Source organism: Frigoribacterium salinisoli (assembly GCF_054781095.1).
The window spans coordinates 1-15,547 of the sequence record NZ_BAAGVB010000007.1 but is presented as its reverse complement, the minus strand read 5'-3'; the positions used below and the strand labels follow the sequence as shown (position 1 = coordinate 15,547).

General features: G+C 75.6%; 15 protein-coding genes. 5 read left to right on the top strand and 10 right to left on the bottom strand.

Annotation, left to right across the window (positions count from 1 at the left end; translation table 11 throughout):
• Window positions 1-22 precede the first annotated feature (22 nt).
• A complete protein-coding gene (locus tag ACYVHQ_RS13600) occupies window positions 23-1,309 on the top strand; it encodes an APC family permease (protein WP_460513940.1) in 1,287 nt (428 codons plus the stop codon).
• Between the two features lie 141 nt (window positions 1,310-1,450).
• Here ACYVHQ_RS13600 and ACYVHQ_RS13595 read toward each other — a convergent pair whose 3' ends face one another.
• The gene (locus ACYVHQ_RS13595) at window positions 1,451-1,696 is read right to left on the bottom strand and encodes a hypothetical protein (protein ID WP_460513938.1); all 246 of its coding nucleotides are present in this window, start codon (window positions 1,694-1,696) and stop codon (window positions 1,451-1,453) included.
• A gap of 25 nt (window positions 1,697-1,721) precedes the next feature.
• The gene (locus tag ACYVHQ_RS13590) at window positions 1,722-2,537 is read right to left on the bottom strand and encodes a shikimate 5-dehydrogenase (protein ID WP_460513936.1); all 816 of its coding nucleotides are present in this window, start codon (window positions 2,535-2,537) and stop codon (window positions 1,722-1,724) included.
• Window positions 2,538-2,630: 93 nt separating this feature from the next.
• On the opposite strand from ACYVHQ_RS13590, the gene ACYVHQ_RS13585 reads away from it, so the two are divergent.
• Together ACYVHQ_RS13585 and ACYVHQ_RS13580 are read left to right on the top strand one after the other, a co-directional pair.
• Window positions 2,631-3,803, top strand: coding sequence for an AI-2E family transporter (locus ACYVHQ_RS13585; RefSeq protein WP_460513934.1), 1,173 nt, complete (start codon window positions 2,631-2,633; stop codon window positions 3,801-3,803).
• Window positions 3,804-4,023: 220 nt separating this feature from the next.
• Window positions 4,024-5,022 carry an arsenic resistance protein gene (locus tag ACYVHQ_RS13580; protein ID WP_460513932.1) on the top strand — a complete coding sequence of 333 codons (999 nt, stop codon included), beginning with the start codon at window positions 4,024-4,026 and terminating at the stop codon, window positions 5,020-5,022.
• A 321-nt stretch (window positions 5,023-5,343) separates the two neighbouring features.
• Here the strand turns inward: ACYVHQ_RS13580 and ACYVHQ_RS13575 are convergent, their stop codons facing one another.
• The 7 genes from ACYVHQ_RS13575 to xylA all read right to left on the bottom strand — a co-directional run bounded on the left by ACYVHQ_RS13575 (window position 5,344) and on the right by xylA (window position 12,470).
• Window positions 5,344-6,663 (bottom strand): MFS transporter, encoded by a 1,320-nt coding sequence (locus tag ACYVHQ_RS13575; protein WP_460513930.1) that lies wholly within the window; start codon window positions 6,661-6,663, stop codon window positions 5,344-5,346.
• Window positions 6,660-7,052, bottom strand: a complete 393-nt coding sequence (locus ACYVHQ_RS13570) for an SDR family NAD(P)-dependent oxidoreductase (protein WP_460513928.1) — start codon at window positions 7,050-7,052, stop codon at window positions 6,660-6,662. Before ACYVHQ_RS13570 ends, ACYVHQ_RS13575 begins: the two co-directional genes overlap by 4 nt.
• A 287-nt stretch (window positions 7,053-7,339) precedes the next feature.
• Entirely contained in the window at window positions 7,340-7,741 is a 402-nt protein-coding gene (locus ACYVHQ_RS13565) for a DUF7882 family protein (RefSeq protein ID WP_460513926.1), read from the bottom strand.
• A 14-nt stretch (window positions 7,742-7,755) separates the two neighbouring features.
• Window positions 7,756-7,989, bottom strand: coding sequence for a hypothetical protein (locus tag ACYVHQ_RS13560; RefSeq protein ID WP_460513924.1), 234 nt, complete (start codon window positions 7,987-7,989; stop codon window positions 7,756-7,758).
• 145 nt (window positions 7,990-8,134) lie between these two features.
• Window positions 8,135-9,625, bottom strand: a complete 1,491-nt coding sequence (cls, locus tag ACYVHQ_RS13555) for a cardiolipin synthase (protein WP_460513922.1) — start codon at window positions 9,623-9,625, stop codon at window positions 8,135-8,137.
• Window positions 9,626-9,747: 122 nt separating this feature from the next.
• Window positions 9,748-11,277: a xylulokinase gene (locus ACYVHQ_RS13550; protein WP_460513920.1), complete on the bottom strand. Its 1,530-nt coding sequence runs from the start codon at window positions 11,275-11,277 to the stop codon at window positions 9,748-9,750.
• The gene (gene xylA / locus ACYVHQ_RS13545; protein WP_460513918.1) at window positions 11,277-12,470 is read right to left on the bottom strand and encodes a xylose isomerase; all 1,194 of its coding nucleotides are present in this window, start codon (window positions 12,468-12,470) and stop codon (window positions 11,277-11,279) included. Before xylA ends, ACYVHQ_RS13550 begins: the two co-directional genes overlap by 1 nt.
• Window positions 12,471-12,638: 168 nt before the next feature.
• Between xylA and ACYVHQ_RS13540 the strand changes: the two genes are divergently transcribed.
• Window positions 12,639-13,601, top strand: a complete 963-nt coding sequence (locus tag ACYVHQ_RS13540; RefSeq protein ID WP_460513916.1) for an acetylxylan esterase — start codon at window positions 12,639-12,641, stop codon at window positions 13,599-13,601.
• 117 nt (window positions 13,602-13,718) lie between these two features.
• Window positions 13,719-14,945, top strand: a complete 1,227-nt coding sequence (locus ACYVHQ_RS13535) for an ROK family protein (protein WP_460513914.1) — start codon at window positions 13,719-13,721, stop codon at window positions 14,943-14,945.
• A 138-nt stretch (window positions 14,946-15,083) separates the two neighbouring features.
• Here the strand turns inward: ACYVHQ_RS13535 and ACYVHQ_RS13530 are convergent, their stop codons facing one another.
• Entirely contained in the window at window positions 15,084-15,344 is a 261-nt protein-coding gene (locus tag ACYVHQ_RS13530) for a hypothetical protein (RefSeq protein ID WP_460513912.1), read from the bottom strand.
• Between the last annotated feature and the right edge of the window lie 203 nt (window positions 15,345-15,547).

The following is a 15,547-nucleotide window of genomic DNA, read 5'->3' as shown; positions in this document are numbered from 1 at the left end:
CGGTCGGGGCATCCTCGGGGGCGTGACCACCGCCTCCGGCCCGACCCCGCCCGCCCTGCACCGTCGCCTCGGGCTCGGCGACGCCGTCGTCGTGGGCCTCAGCTCGATGATCGGCGCGGGCGTCTTCGCGGTGCTCGCCCCCGCCGCCGGGGCCGCGGGCGGCGCCCTGCTGCTCGGTCTCGCGCTGGCGGCCGTCGTGGCCTGGTGCAACGCGTCGTCGTCGGCGCAGCTGGCCGCGCAGTACCCGACCTCGGGCGGCACCTACGTCTACGGCCGCGAGCGGCTCGGACCGTGGTGGGGCTTCGTCGCCGGCTGGGGCTTCGTGGTGGGCAAGACCGCCAGCTGCGCCGCGATGGCGCTCACGGTCGCCGCCTACGCGGTGCCCGAGGCGTGGCAGCGGCCGATCGCGCTCCTCGCCGTCGTGGCCGTCGTCGCGGTCGACCTCTGCGGGGTCACGCGCACCGCGGCGGTGGCCCGGGTGATCGTGGTGCTGGTGCTCGTCGTGCTCGCGGGCGTCGTGCTGCTCGGCCTCGCCGGGGGCGCGTGGCAGCCCGGCCGGGTCGCCGTGACGGACGCGACCGGAGCCTCCGGCGCCTTCGGCGTGCTGCAGGCCGCGGGACTGCTCTTCTTCGCCTTCGCGGGCTACGCGCGCGTCGCGACCCTCGGCGAGGAGGTCCGCGACCCCGCCCGGACGATCCCGCGCGCCGTGCTCGGGGCGCTCGCCGGGGTGCTCGTGCTCTACGCGGTCGTCGCCGTCACCGCGCTCGGCGTGCTCGGGCAGGAGGCGCTGGCCGGCTCCGCCGCGCCCCTCGCCGACGTGGTCACCGCGTCCGGCGCCCCGTGGGCCGTGCCCGTCGTCGCGGTCGGCGCCGCGCTCGCCGCCCTCGGGGCCCTGCTCGCCCTCGTCGCCGGGATCGGCCGCACCGCCCTCGCCATGGCCCGGGAGGGCGACCTGCCGCGCCCGCTGGCGGCCGTGCACCCGCGCGTCGGCGTGCCGCACCGGGCGGTGCTCGTGATCGGCGTCGCGGTCTGCCTGCTCGTGCTGGTCGGCGACCTGCGCGAGGTGATCGGGTTCTCGTCGGCCGGGGTGCTCGTCTACTACGCGGTCGCGAACGCCGCGGCCCTCACGCAGCGGCCGCCGCACCGCCGTCAGCCGAGGGCCGTCGCCATCGTCGGGCTCGCCGGCTGCGTGCTGCTCGTCGCGACGCTGCCGTGGCCGTCGCTCGCGGGCGGCGCGGCCGTGCTCGTGGTCGGGGTGCTGCTGCGGGCGGCGGTGCTGCGCCGGCGCGGGCGCGACGTGCGCGCCTGACGCGGGCCGCGCCTCCTGCGCCCGTGCCCGCGTGCCGGTCCGCCGCTCCGGCATCGCGGTGCCCTTCTCGCACCGCGGTGCGAACGTCTCCACCTCCGTGCGAGAAGTCCACCGTGGTGCGGCGAGAGCCGACCGGGGTGATCAGCCGGCGGCGGAGAACACGTCGGTGAAGGCCCCCAGCGCGAACGCGCCCGCACCGACGAGGAGCCCGAGGCCAGCCACGATCATCAGCCCGGGCGACTGGGTCGTCGGGCCCACGTGCCGCCCGTGCTCCCGACGCACCTGGCGGGCCATGTCGGAGATGTGCTGGTGGAACACGACGAAGCAGACGCCCGTGATCGTCGCGGCCGGCACGAAGAACGCCGCGACGACCTGCACGTCGGTCACGACTGCGACACCGGCGTCCGCCCGCTCACGCGCGCCGCGACCACTCCGACGCCTCGCGCACGAGGGCGGGGTCGGGGCGGACGCCGGTGTAGAGCACGAACTGCTCCTCGGCCTGCAGGGCGATGACCTCGGCGCCCGTGACGACGGGGGTGCCGGAGGCGCGCGCGGCCCGGACGAGCGGCGTCTCGGCCGGCAGCGCCACGACGTCGAAGACGACCGACGCCGCGGCGACCGTGGCGTCGTCGAACGCCTGGGTGCCGGCCTCCGGGCCGCCGGCCATGCCGAGCGGGGTCACGTTGACGACCAGCGGCGCCGTGCGCCCCTCGACGTCGGGCGCCCACGACCAGCCGAGCTCGTCGGCGAGGGCGCGTCCGGTGGCCTCGTTGCGGGCCACGAGCGTGCCGTCGGTGAAGCCCGCGTCGCGCAGGGCCGCACCCACCGCCTTCGCCATGCCGCCGCTGCCGCGCAGCAGCACGGGCGTCACCGGCACGGCGTGCGAGCGCAACAGCGATGCGACCGCCGTGTAGTCGGTGTTGTGCCCGACGAGGTGCCCGTCGGTGTTGACGATCGTGTTGACGCTCTGCAGCACCGCGGCCGACGGGTCGAGCTCGTCGAGCATCGGGATCACCGCCTCCTTGTACGGCATCGACACCGCCGCGCCCCGGATCGGCAGGCCGCGCACCCCCGCGACGGCACCGGCGAGGTCGGCCGGCGCGAACGCCTTGTAGACGTAGTCGAGGTCGAGGGCCTCGTAGAGGAAGTTGTGGAACCTCGTGCCGATGTTGCTCGGCCGCGCGGCGAGCGAGACGCAGAGGGTGGTGTCCTTCGTGACGGTGCGCATGCGTCGAGTCTGGCAGCGGGGGGCGGGGGCGGGGGAGCGCAGGAGGCGCTGCTGTGGTCCGTGCCCCTCGTCCCGTCGGTGCAGGATGGTCGGATGACCGTCCACCACCGCGCCCGCGCCGTGCTCGACCTGGCCCGGGGCCCTGCCGCCGGTCGTCGCCGCGCCGCCCCCGACCCTGCCCCGGTCGCAGGAGGCTCGGGCACGACCCCGGGACCGCGCACCGCCCCGCCGCGGGCCTTCCGCCTCGGCCTCGTCGCCACCCTCGGCGCAGGACTGGGCGTGGGGATCATCGCGGCGGTCGTCACCCTCTCGCAGGTGCTCGTCTACGTGGGGCTCGCGTTCTTCCTCGCGCTGGCCTTCGAACCGGTCGTGCGACGGATCGCCCGGCTCGGCGCCCCGCGCTGGGTCGGGGTCCTCGTCACGGTCGTGCTCACCGTCGTCGCCGTCGCCGCACTGCTCTGGGCGGTCGTGCCGCGCCTGGCCGAGCAGATCGGCTACCTCGTGCAGGAGGCGCCGGCGTTCCTCACGGACCTGTCCCGTCAGGACTGGGTCCGCGACACCGTCCGGGCCCTCGGGTTCGACCTCGACCTCGACGCGCTCGTCGGCACGGTCAGCGGGTACCTGCTCGACCCCGACCGGCTGCTCACCCTCGGCGGCGGGATCCTCGCGGTCGGCCAGGGCCTCGTCTCCGCCGTCACGGCCGTCATCGTCGTGGCGATCCTCACGCTCTACTTCGCGGTGACGCTGCCGCAGATGATCCGGTCGCTGAGCCGAGCCGTGCCGCGCAGCCACCGCGACGGGGTGGTCGCCGTCGCCGACGAGATCTTCCTCTCGGTCGGGCGCTACGTCGCCGGGCAGATCGCGCTCGCCGCCCTCAACGGGGTCTTCGTGTTCGTCGTGCTCACCATCGCGGGCGGGCCGCTGCCCGTGCTGTTCGCCACGCTGGCGTTCCTCGGTGCGCTGATCCCCGTCGTGGGCACGGTCGTCGCCTACGCGATCATCGTCGTCGGCACGCTCACCGTCGGGCCGGTCACCGCGCTCGTCGTCGGCATCGTGCTGCTCGTCTACGCCCAGGTCGAGGCCTACGTGCTCACGCCGCGCGTCATGTCGAAGGCCGTGGCGGTGCCCGGTGCGCTCGTCATCGTCGCCGCGTTCGGCGGCGCGGCCCTCGGCGGGGTCCTCGGCGCGCTGGTCGCGATCCCCGTCGCGACCGCCGGGGTCATCATCTTCGACGAGGTCGTCGTGCCGCGGATGCAGCGGCGCTGAGGGTCCGCGGGACGGCAGCTCGCCGGCGGCCGCGGTGGCCGGCCTCTGGCCTCCCGCCGCTCCCGGAGGGTGTCCACGACACGCGGACACCCTCGCGGCGAGGGTGTCCACGACCGGCGGGCGCGAGAGCGGGTGGACCGCGTGTCGTGGACACCCAGGGCCAGGGCCCCTGCGGGGGCGACGGGCCCTCCGCCGTCCCGGCGCACCTAGGGTGGGGCGCGTGTCGGTGCGCGGGGCGGTGGGCTGGGGCGAGCGCCACCAGGTGGCCCTCTGCCTGGCCGCGATCGCGGTCGGCCTCGCGGGCGGCCTCGCCGTCCCGGGCAGCGGGGTGCTCGAGCAGGCGGTGGCGCCCGTGCTCGTGCTGCTGCTGTTCGCGACCTTCTCGGGCGTGCCACTGGGGGCGCTCGGGGCGGCGCTGCGCGACCGGAGGTTCCTCGTCGTGCTGGGCGTCCTGGACGTCGTGGTCGTGCCCCTCGTCGTGCTGGGCCTGTCCCGGATCGTCGCGGACGACGCCGCCCTGCTCGTCGGCGTGCTGCTCGTGCTGCTCGCGCCCTGCGTCGACTACGTCGTCGTGTTCGCGGGCCTCGCCGGGGGAGCCGCCGACCGCCTCCTGGCCGCTGCGCCCCTGCTCCTGCTGGGCCAGGTCCTCCTGCTGCCCGTGTACCTGGTGCTCTTCCTAGGCGACGACGCCGCGGGCCTGGTCGATCCCGGGCCGTTCGTCGCGGCGCTCGTCGCCTTCGTGCTGCTGCCGCTCGGAGCGGCCGGCGTCGTCCAGGCCCTCGCGCGCCGGTCGGCGGCCGTCAAGAGGCTCGACGCGGTCGTGCAGGGCGCCGTGGTCCCGCTCCTGGTCGCCACCCTCGCGGTCGTGGTGGCGTCACAGGTGCGGGCGGTCGGCGAGCAGCTGTCCGTGCTCGTGAGGGTGGTGCCCGTGTTCGTGGCGTTCGTCGTCGTGATGGTGCCGCTCGGGATCGCCGCCGCCCGGGTCGCCGGGCTCGGGGTGCCGTCGGCCCGCGCCCTGGTCTTCGGGGGAGCGACCCGCAACTCGCTCGTCGTGCTGCCGCTCGCCCTGGCCCTGCCCGCGGAGCTGGCGCTGGCGCCGCTCGTCGTCGTCACGCAGACCCTCGTCGAGCTCGTCGCGATGGTCGTGCTCGTGCGGGTGCTGCCCCGGCTGGTGCCCACCGCGCCGACGGCGACCGGCGTGCCCCCGGCCTCCGACTGACCGTCGCCCGCCCCCGAGGCCAGCCGAGGGCGTCCACGACACGCGGTGGCGAGAGGAGCCCGGCGACGTTCCGGGGACACCCTCCGCAGGACGGCGTCCCCGGAACGCGGGTGCGCGGGCCGGACGCCCGCGTGTCGTGGACACCGTTCCGGGCCGGGCCGGGCCGGGCCGGGTCGGGCTGGGCCCGGCCGGGCTGGGCCCGGGGCCGGACAGGGCCCGGGGCCGGACAGGGCCCGGGGCCGGACAGGGCCCGGGGCCGGACAGGGCCCGGGGATCGGGACCGGAACCGCCGCGGGACTGCCGGGCGGCCGCGCTCGAGTGTCAGGGCGCCGGGCGGCGCCTCCTGCCCGACAGCGCTTGGGAGAGCACGACGACGAGCAGTCCCGAGATCGGCACGACGATCAGCCCGACCCGCAGGCTCGAGGCGTCGGCGACGGCCCCGACCACGGGCGGCAGCAGGAACCCGATGCGCATCAGCCAGCTGACGACGGCGAGCCCGGTGCCGTGCCGCAGCCCCGGCAGCTCGTCGGCCCCCTGCATGGCGGCCGGCACGAGCGTGGCCACGCCGAGCCCGGCCGCGGCGAAGCCGGCGATCGTGCCCGGGACCGACGGGAACGCCAGTGCCAGCCCGAAGCCCACGAGCACGAGCGCGCCGCCGGTGCGGGCGACCGCGCGCTGGCCGAAGCGGTCGACGAGGCGGTCGCCGAGCATCCTGCCGACGAACTGGGCGCCCTGCAGGGCGACGAAGCCGAGCGCGGCGATGCCGGCCGTCGTCCCGAACGAGCCGGTAAGGTAGAGCGCGGCCCACGACTGGCCGGCGTCCTCGACGAGGGTGCCGGACGCGCCGATGACGACGAACGCGGCGAGCAGGCCGAGCACGACGAGGCGGCCGGGCGTGCCGGAGGCCCGGGCCGCGTCGGCCGGTCCGGGATCGATCGGGGCGCCGGCCGCCGAGCCGCCCGCGGCCGCGACGGCATCGGACCCAGCCGCACCGGCATCGGCGTCGGCATCGGCGTCCGCGGGCTCGGCGCCCGCGTCGGACCCCCGGTGCTGCGGCTCGGGCCCGGGGAGCAGCAGACGGTAGGCGACCACGGCGACCACGGCGAACAGGAGGCCCGACACCGCGAGGTGCGCACCGCGCGGCACGTCGAGGGTCGCCGCGAGCCCGCCCATGAGCCCGCCGAGGACGGCGCCGATGCTCCAGACGGCGTGGAACGAGTTGATGATCGACCGGCCGAAGCGGTGCTGCACCCGGAGGCCGTGGCTGTTCTGGGCGACGTCGGTGATGGCGTCCATGGCGCCGGCGACGAACAGGGCCGCCGCGAGCCAGGCCCACGACGGCGAGACGGCCGCGCCCAGCACCGCGACGGCCGTGACGAGGGTGCCGCCGAGGGCGACGCGCGACGACCGGAGGCGCCGCACGAGGACGCCCGCGGCAAGTCCAGCCGCGATGGCGCCGACCGGGACGGCGACGACGGCCAGGCCGTAGGCCGTGTTCGACAGGTCGAGGTCGGCCTTGAGGCCCGGGTAGCGCGGCAGGAGGTTCGCGAAGAGGGCGCCGTTCGTGAGGAACAGCAACGCGACGCCCAGACGTGCGCGACGGGCGTCGGCCGGTGGGGCAGGGGCGGGGGAGGCGGTCATGGGCTCGAGACGTCGTCGTGGCGGGCCGCGGGCGCGGACGGGTACGACGGTACCGGGCGGCGGCGCCGGTCGTGCGGTCCACGCCCGCCCTGCGCGTCGGCACCGCGGGGTCCGCCCGGCACCGCGGACGGTGCGGGTGCCGAGCGGACTTCGCGGTGTCGAACCAGCCTCCTGTCGGCGAACCGTGCATCGGACTGGTTCGCGGTCAGGAACCTGGTGCGAGGCACGGCGCGCACGTCGGCCTGGAGCGCCTCGGCGTCGCGGGCGACGAGGACCACCGCGGCACCGGCGGCGGCGGCCCGGCGCACGGTCGCGAGCCCGATGCCGCTCGAGGCGCCGGTGACCACGACGACCTGCTGAGCGAGCGGACGGAGGTCCCCTTCGTGCATGCGTGACGGCGTGCGCCGCAGCGCCGCCCGCAGCGAGGTCTCGGTGCGCAGCGCTGCCCCACGGGGACGACGGGCAGCAGGTCAGGAGGCGCGGGCAGGGTCACCGGGCAGGCAGCGGCAGGCGTGCCCCGACGCTACGTCGCGGTGCACGAGCGCACTCCACGGTGGGGTGCGGCTGAGGGCCGGCAGCAGCACGGCCCGTGGTGCCGAACCACTTTCCTGCTCGAGAACCAGGCAACGGACTGGTTCCCGAGCAGGAGACTGGTTCGAGGCGAGGCAGCCGGGCCTCAGCGGCGGTGGCCCCCGCCGCCCGGGAGGTCGAGGCTGCCGGGGTCGCTGGCCCCGGGAGCGGAGGCGTGGGCGCGCCCGGGGTGGTCGGCCGGCTCGCCGTCGGTCGGTTCGGGCAGCACGTGCAGCCCGGAGCCGCTGTTGGCGCTGGTCGTGAGGGCCGCGACCCAGCTGGTGTTGATCGACGGCGGGCGGCTGCCCGAGAACTTGAACCGGAGGCTCACGGTGGGGTGCAGCCAGACGGTGCTGCGGCCGTCGCCGGACGAGGCCGGGTCCTTCCAGGAGAACGCGAAGCTCTCTTGTCGGCGCAGCTTGGAGATGATCACGATCTGGAGGTGCGCGAGCACGCGGTCCTCCATCTGCACCTCGGCGGTGCCGCCGTCGTAGATGAAGTAGCCCACGGTGTGCCTCCTGGTCAGTCGGTCGTGCCGGTCGTGCCCACGGGGGCGGCGTCCGCGAGGATGCGCGCGGCATCGGCAGCGGACACGGTCCACGTGAACGTCGCGGTGACGGTGGCCTCGGCCGAGTCGTCGATGTCGGTGGAGGAGAAGTCGACGCGGACGTCGCGCACCTCCTGGCGCCGCACGGCGACGTCGCGGACCGCGGCGACGATGGCGTCGTCGTCGTAGGGAAGGTTGGTCAGTGCCATGTCGTCCTCGGTGGATCGTCGGGTGGTCGGGTCGAGGCTACGCCCGGCGGGTGGCGGCAGGGCGGCCCGCACCGGGCGCTCGCCCGACGGTCACCCGCTCGCGGCGGCCGTCGACCGCGGCGAGCGGGTCGCCCTCAGTCGCCGCTCACTGCACGGCCGCGGTGAGCCGCGCGAGGTTGTCGAGCACCTGCGACCGGACGGGGCGCTCGAGCCAGTCGTCGAGGCTGAGCTCGCGCGACTGGCGGCGGTACTCGTCCTCGACCTCGCGCAGCTGGCGCACGAACCGCCGCCCGCGCACGAGCAGCGAGGCCTCGAAGTTGAGGCTGAAGGAGCGCATGTCCATGTTGCTGGACCCGACGACCGCGACGTCGTCGTCGATCGTGAAGTGCTTCGCGTGCAGCACGACGGGCTTCTCGTAGAGCCAGATGCGGACCCCGGCCCGCAGCAGCGTCTCGTAGTAGGAGCGCTGCGCGTGGTAGACGACGGCCTGGTCGGCGACCTCGCAGGCGAACAGCTCGACCTGCACGCCGCGCTCGGCGGCCGTCGTGATGGCGTAGAGCATGGAGTCGTCGGGCACGAAGTACGGGCTGACGATGACGAGGCGCTCCTGCGCGTAGTAGAGCAGCGCGTTGAACAGTCGCAGGTTGTTCTCGCCCTCGAAGCCCGGTCCGCTCGGCACGAGCTGGCAGTCGAGCCCCTCCTCGGCGGGTGCCTCGCGGATGCCCTCGGCCTCGCGCTGCAGCAGCTCGTCGGTCTCGCTGTACCAGTCGGTGACGAAGAGCGCGTTGACCCCGGCGACGATCGGCCCCTCGAGGCGGACCATGAGGTCCTTCCACCGGAGGCCGCGCGCGACGTTGCCGCGCTTGTTGTAGCTCGGGTCGACCATGTTCTGCGACCCCATGAACCCGACCGTGCCGTCGACGACGACGAGCTTGCGGTGGTTGCGCAGGTCGGGCCGGCGCCACGAGCGCCGGAACGGGCTGAACGGCAGCATCTGCTGGAACGCGATGCCGGACGCGCGCAGCCAGCGCCGCGTCGCGCGACCGCGCGGGCTGCGCATGGTCGACCAGTGGTCGTAGAGCACGCGCACCGTCACGCCCCGGGCGTGGGCGTCGGCGAGGGCGTCGAAGAAGGGGCGGGTGGTGACGTCGCGGCTGAAGATGTAGAACTCGACGTGGACCCATTTCTCGGCCGAGCGGACCGCCTCGGTCATCGACCGGATCGACGCCGAGTAGTCGCTGAGCAGCTGGGCGTCGTTGCCGCCGACGAGCGGCATGGCGCCGAGCTTGCGGTTGAGCGCCACGACGCTGGCGAGCCATGTGGGCCAGCTGCCGGTCTCGGTGACGCGGTCGAGCCCCTCGGTGGTGTCGAGGATGTACTCGTTGATCTCGGTCTGCTTGTCGCGCCGGTTCTTCGGCAGGCGCGTGGTGCCCAGGAGGCTGAACAGCAGGGTCCCCGGGATCGGCGCCGAGAAGATGGTCATCAGCCAGGCCATGGCCGCCGTGGGGCGCCGGTTGCGCGGCACCGTGAGCAGGGCCACGATGCGGGCCAGGTACTCGACGACGAGGACGACGGCCGGGACGACCTTCGCGATGCGCTTCCAGGGGAGGCTCTTCAGGGTCGAGCGCAGGTCCATGGACCGCCTTCCGTCGTGGGGTGGGTCCCCTCACGGTACCGGGCCGAGGTGGCGGATCGGCCGGGACGACGCCCCTCCTGCCCCCGGTCGTCCAGAAAGGGAACCGGGGGAGGAGGGGTGGGTCAGTCGGAGGCGCGGCTCGCGGCGCGCGCCGCCGCCGCGTCGTACGCGGCGCGGACCTCGGGCCGCGGGTCCGGAGCGAGGCGCACGGTGTCCGCGAGCGTCCACTCCGGTCGGCTGCCCGAGAGCACCCACGCGGCCTGCACGGCGGCACCGCGCGCGACGTACTCGGCGGGCGGCGGCACCTCGAGGGGCGCGTCGAACACGGTGCGGGCCACGGCCTGCACGGCCTCGCTCCGGGCCGCCCCGCCGATGAGCAGGAGGCGCGCCGCGGGTCGACCGCTCACCGTCGCGACGGCCTCGACCCCCGCCGCGAGCCCGCAGAGCATGCCCTCGACGGCCGCGCGCGCGACGTGCGGGCGCGTGGCGCTGACGGGCGTGAGCCCCTCGAAGGTCGCCGTGGCGTCCGGCAGGTCGGGCGTCCGCTCGCCGGCGAACCACGGCACGAGGACTGCTCCTGCACTGCCGGCGGGCGCCTGGAGCGCCAGCTCGGCGAGGCCGTCGTGGTCCACGCCGAGCAGGGCGGCGACCACGTCGAGCACCCGTGCGGCGTTGAGGGTCGTGACGATCGGCAGGCGGGCGCCCGAGGCGTCGGCGAAGCCCGCGACCGTGCCGGTCGGGTCGACGACGTCGGCCTCGGTGACCCCGAACACGGTGCCGCTGGTGCCCAGCGAGACGGCGACGTCGCCGGGACGCAGGCCGAGGCCCAGGGCCGCGGCCGCGTTGTCGCCGGCGCCCGGGCCGACGACGACGCCCGCCGGGACGGCGGCCCCGCCGGGCAGGTGCACGACCCGGGAGAGGGTCCCCATCGGCTGGTCCGCCGCGACGACGCGCGGCACGACCACGGGGGCCGCGTCCGACCCGGAGCCGCCCGCCTCGGGGGCGGGACGGGCCTCGCCCGCGACCACGAGCCTCCTGCCGGTCGCCGTCGTGAACGCCTCGGCGTCGTACTCGCCCCGCGCCGTCGCGAAGTAGGCCGTGCCCGACGCGTCGGACGCGTCGGTGGCGAGCGCGTCGAGGTCGGGGCCGAGCGGCGACTCGTCGGCGGGGCCGTAGCCGCGCAGGCGCCAGGACAGCCAGTCGTGCGGCAGCGCCACGGCCGCGGCCCGGGCCATCGACGCGGGCTCGGCGTCGCGCAGCCAGCGCAGCTTCGGGCCCGTGAACGACGCGACGGGGACGACGCCCGTGCGGCGCGCGAACTCCTCGGCGCCGACCTCGGCGGTGAGCGCCGCGGCGGCGGGACCGCTGCGGGTGTCGTTCCAGAGCAGGGCGTCGCGCACGACGCGCCCCTCGGCGTCGAGCACGACCATGCCGTGCTGCTGACCGCCGACCGAGACGGCCGCGACGTCGTCGAGGCCGCCCGCGTCGGCGACCGCCGCACCGAGGGCGGTCCACCACGCGGCGGGGTCGACCTCGGTGCCGTCGGGGTGGGGGGCGCGGCCCTCACGGACCACGCTCCCCGTCGCCGCGTCGACCACGACGACCTTGCAGGACTGGGTCGACGAGTCGACGCCGGCGACGAGCGTGCTCATCAGCCGCGCGCGCCCATGAGGTGCTCGACGGCCAGCTGCTGCAGGCGCACGAAGCCGAAGCCCTTGCCGCCGAGGTACGCGTCGGCGTCGAAGTCCTCGTAGGCGCTGCGGTCGGCGAGCAGCTGGTCGTAGGTCTCGCCCTCGTCGAGCGTGGGGGCGGCCAGCTCGGCGACCTTGGCGGCCTCCAGCGCCTGCTGCACCTCGGGGTCGGCGCGGAACGCCTGCGCGCGCTCCTTGAGCAGCAGGTACATGCGCATGTTGGCGGCGGCGGAGTCCCACACGCCCGTGATGTCCTCGGTGCGGCTCGGCTTGTAGTCGAAGTGGCGGGGGCCGTCGTAGGACGGGCCGCCGGCGGGGCCGCCGTGCTCGAGCAGGTCGACGAGCGAGAACGCGTTCTGCAGGTCGCCGTGGCCGAAGACGAGGTCCTGGTCGTACTTGATGCCGCGCTGGCCGTTGAGGTCGATGTGGAAGAGCTTGCCCTGGTACAGCGCCTGCGCGATGCCGGCCGTGAAGTTCAGGCCCGCCATCTGCTCGTGGCCGACCTCGGGGTTCACGCCCGCCATCTCGGGGTGCTCGAGGGTCTCGATGAACGCGATCGCGTGGCCGAGCGTCGGCAGCAGGATGTCGCCGCGGGGCTCGTTGGGCTTGGGCTCGATGGCGAAGCGCAGGTCGTAGCCCTTGTCGAGCACGTACTGCGAGAGCATGTCGACGCCCTCCTTGTAGCGCGACAGGGCCGCCTGGACGTCCTTGGCCGAGTCGTACTCGGCACCCTCGCGACCGCCCCACATGACGAAGGTCTTCGCGCCGAGCTCGGCGGCGAGGTCGATGTTGCGCAGCACCTTGCGGAGCGCGAAGCGGCGCACGGCACGGTCGTTCGAGGTGAAGCCGCCGTCCTTGAAGACGGGCGCGCTGAAGAGGTTGGTCGTCACCATCGGGACCACGAGGCCGGTCGCGTCGAGCGCGCCCTTGAGGCGGTCGATCTGCGTCTGGCGCTCGGCGTCGGTCGAGCCGAAGGCGAAGAGGTCGTCGTCGTGGAAGGTGAGGCCGTAGGCACCGAGCTCGTCGAGCTTCTCGACGGCCTCGACCACGTCCAGCGGGGGTCGGGTGGGGCCGCCGAAGGGGTCGGAGCCGTTGTACCCGATCGTCCAGAGGCCGAAGGAGAACTTGTCGTCGCGGGTGGGCGTCGTCGCCATGGGGGATCCTGTTCCGTCATCATCGAGGGGGATTGTTGCCATGCCGAACATACGCCGTGCGCAGGAGGCGCGCAAGGGCCCGGCAGGAGGCCCGCCCCGGTCGCGCCCCGTCTCCCGGTCCGCCCCGCCACGCGGTCGCCGGGCCGGCCCGCCCGCTACGGTGTCCTCGTGCTCACCGACGTGCCCCTCGACCAGCTGCGCGCCTACCGCGGCGTGCAGGTCGCCCCCGACGACTTCGACGCGTTCTGGCAGGCCACGCTGGCCGGGTCGCGCTCGCAGGCCGCGCCTCCTGTCCTGACGCCGGTCGACACGCCGCTGACGACCGTCGACGTCGTCGACGTCACGTTCTCGGGCTTCGGCGGCGACCCCGTCCGTGCCTGGCTGCGCACGCCCGCCGGGGCGACCGGGCCGCTGCCGACGGTCGTGCAGTACATCGGCTACGGCGGGGGTCGGGGGCACGCGACCGACGACCTGCTCTGGGCCTCGAGCGGGTTCGCCCACCTCGTGGTCGACACGCGGGGGCAGGGCTCCGGCTGGTCCGTCGGCGACACCCCCGACCCCCACGGCACGGGACCGCAGGTGCCGGGCGTCATGACCCGCGGCGTGCTCGACCCCGAGACCTACTACTACCGGAGGCTCGTCACCGACGCGGTCCTCGCCGTCGACGCCGCCCGCACGCTCGACGTCGTCGACCCCGAGCGCCTCGCCGTCGTCGGCGGCAGCCAGGGCGGCGGGCTCGCGCTCGCCGTCGCCGGGCTGCGCGACGACCTCGCCGCCGTCGTGGCGCGCGTGCCGTTCCTCTGCGACTTCCCGCGCGCGCTCATGGTCACCGACGCCTACCCGTACCGCGAGGTCGTCGACTACCTCTCGCAGCACCGCGACCACGCCGACGCCGTGATGCGGACCCTGTCGTACGTCGACGGGACCCTCTTCGCCGAGCGGGCCGCGGCTCCTGCCCTGATCACGGTCGCGCTCATGGACGCCACCTGCCCGCCCGCGACGGTGTTCGCCGCGCACGCCCGGTACGCGGGCGAGGCCGAGCTGACCGTGTGGCCGTACAACGGGCACGAGGGCGGCGGCGTCGAGGACGACCTCGCGGCCGTCGCCTTCGTGCGGGCGCGCACGGCCTGACGGGCGGGCGGTGCCTGGCGCCTGCCCGTGCCGTGGGGCGACCTGCCGCTCGACTGCCCGGCGCCGTCGGCTCGCGGCGCGGCAGGAGGCCCGGATCCCGCTCACTAGGGTGGTGCCGTGACCGCCGACCCGACCCGTGACCCCGTGCCGGACACGGTGAGGGCGCCCGGGTCGGCGCTCGAGCGGGTGCGCCGGACGAACCTGGCGCGCGTGCTCCGGCTCGTGCACGAGGACGGCACGACCGCGCGGTCCGCGCTCACCCGCACGACGGGGCTGAACCGCTCGACGGTGGGCGCGCTCGTGGGCGAGCTCGTGCGGCTGGGCCTCGTGGTCGAGGGCGACCCGGTCGCCTCCAGTGCGGTGGGCCGGCCCAGTCCCACCGTGACCGCCTCGCCCGACGTGGTCGCGTTCGCCGCGAACCCCGAGATCGACGCCCTCACGGTGGCCGTCGTCGGCCTCGACGGCACGGAGCACGCCCGCGTGCGGCACCGGCTCGAGGCCGTGCCGACCCCGGCCGAGGCGTCCGCACGGCTCGGCACGATCGTCGCTGAGCTCCGCGACGGCCTGCCGTCGACGACGCGCGTCGCCGGGCTGGGCGTGGCGGTGCCGGGCATCGTCCGCGCCGACGACGGGCTGGTGCGCAACGCCCCGCACCTCGGCTGGCGCGACGAACCGTTCGCCGCCCGCCTGGCGACCGCCACCGGGCTGAGGGTCTCGGCCGCGAACGACGCGAACCTGGGCGTGCGGGCCGAGCAGCTGCACGGCAGCGCCCGCGGCCGTCGGCACGTGGTCTACGTCAACGGCGGCGCGAGCGGCATCGGTGGCGGCCTCGTCGTCGACGGGCGGGCGCTCGGCGGGCGCGACGGCCACGCCGGCGAGCTGGGCCACACGTTCGTCGACGGAGACGAGCGCCCCTGTCACTGCGGCAGCACGGGCTGCCTCGAGACGGTGGTGGCCCAGTCGCTGCTGCTCGACGCGGCCGGGCTCGGCCCGACCGACGCGGACATCCTGCAGGAGGCCCTGGCCGCCCCCGCCCCGCCCCTCGCCGCCGAGGTGGACCGGCAGCTGCGGTTCCTCGCCCGGGCCCTGCGCGACGTCGTGCTCACCACGGACCCGGAGCTCGTCGTGCTCGGCGGGTTCCTCGGGGCGCTGCACGAGGTGGCGGGGGAGCGGCTGGAGGCGCTCGTCGCCGCGCAGACCCGCGTCGTGCGCGACGGGGTGGCGGTGACGCGGACGCGCCTGGGAGCGGCGATCCTGCTCCGCGGAGCGGCCGAGCTCGTGTTCGAGCCGCTGCTCGCCGACCCCGCCGGCGAGGCCGACGCGCTGGTGCTCGCGCAGGGTTGAGGGCGGCCGGCCGCGCGGGCCGGGCACCTCCGAGTCGGTCCGACACCCTGCCCGGGCGGGGCTGCCGAGCCGGCGCCGGGCCTCGGGTTCAGGTGCGGTCGCGAGGCGGCGGCGGGCGGCCGACCGGCAGGAGGCGCGTCAGGCCTGGGCGGTCCGGCTGACGCGGATGCTGCCAGTGACGGTGCGCACGACGCGGGTGACGGCGCTGGGCTGGCGGCGGGCGCTGCGCGTGTAGCGGCCGAGCGTCACGTCGCGGGCACCGGAGACGCTGACGTAGGAGCCGATCGTGCGGAGGTCGCGCGGGGCGGAGACGTAGGAGCCGGTCCCGGTGGGGCGGACGGTGCTCACGTAGTTGCCGGCGAGCGGGGCGGGCTGGACGGGGAGGGTCGTCGAGGTCATGCCCCCCACCCTACCCTAGTTATGAATGATTCACGAAAAGGAGTGGGACGGATGTCCCCTCGGCGCACGGCGACGGCGCCGTCCCCGGTGGTGGGGGCGGCGCCGTCGTGTGCTGTGGGTGGTGCTGTGGTGCGGGGTGTTACTCGGTGGCGGCGGTGATCTTGGCGACGCCGACGAGCATCTCGTCCTGGACCTGGTCGGTG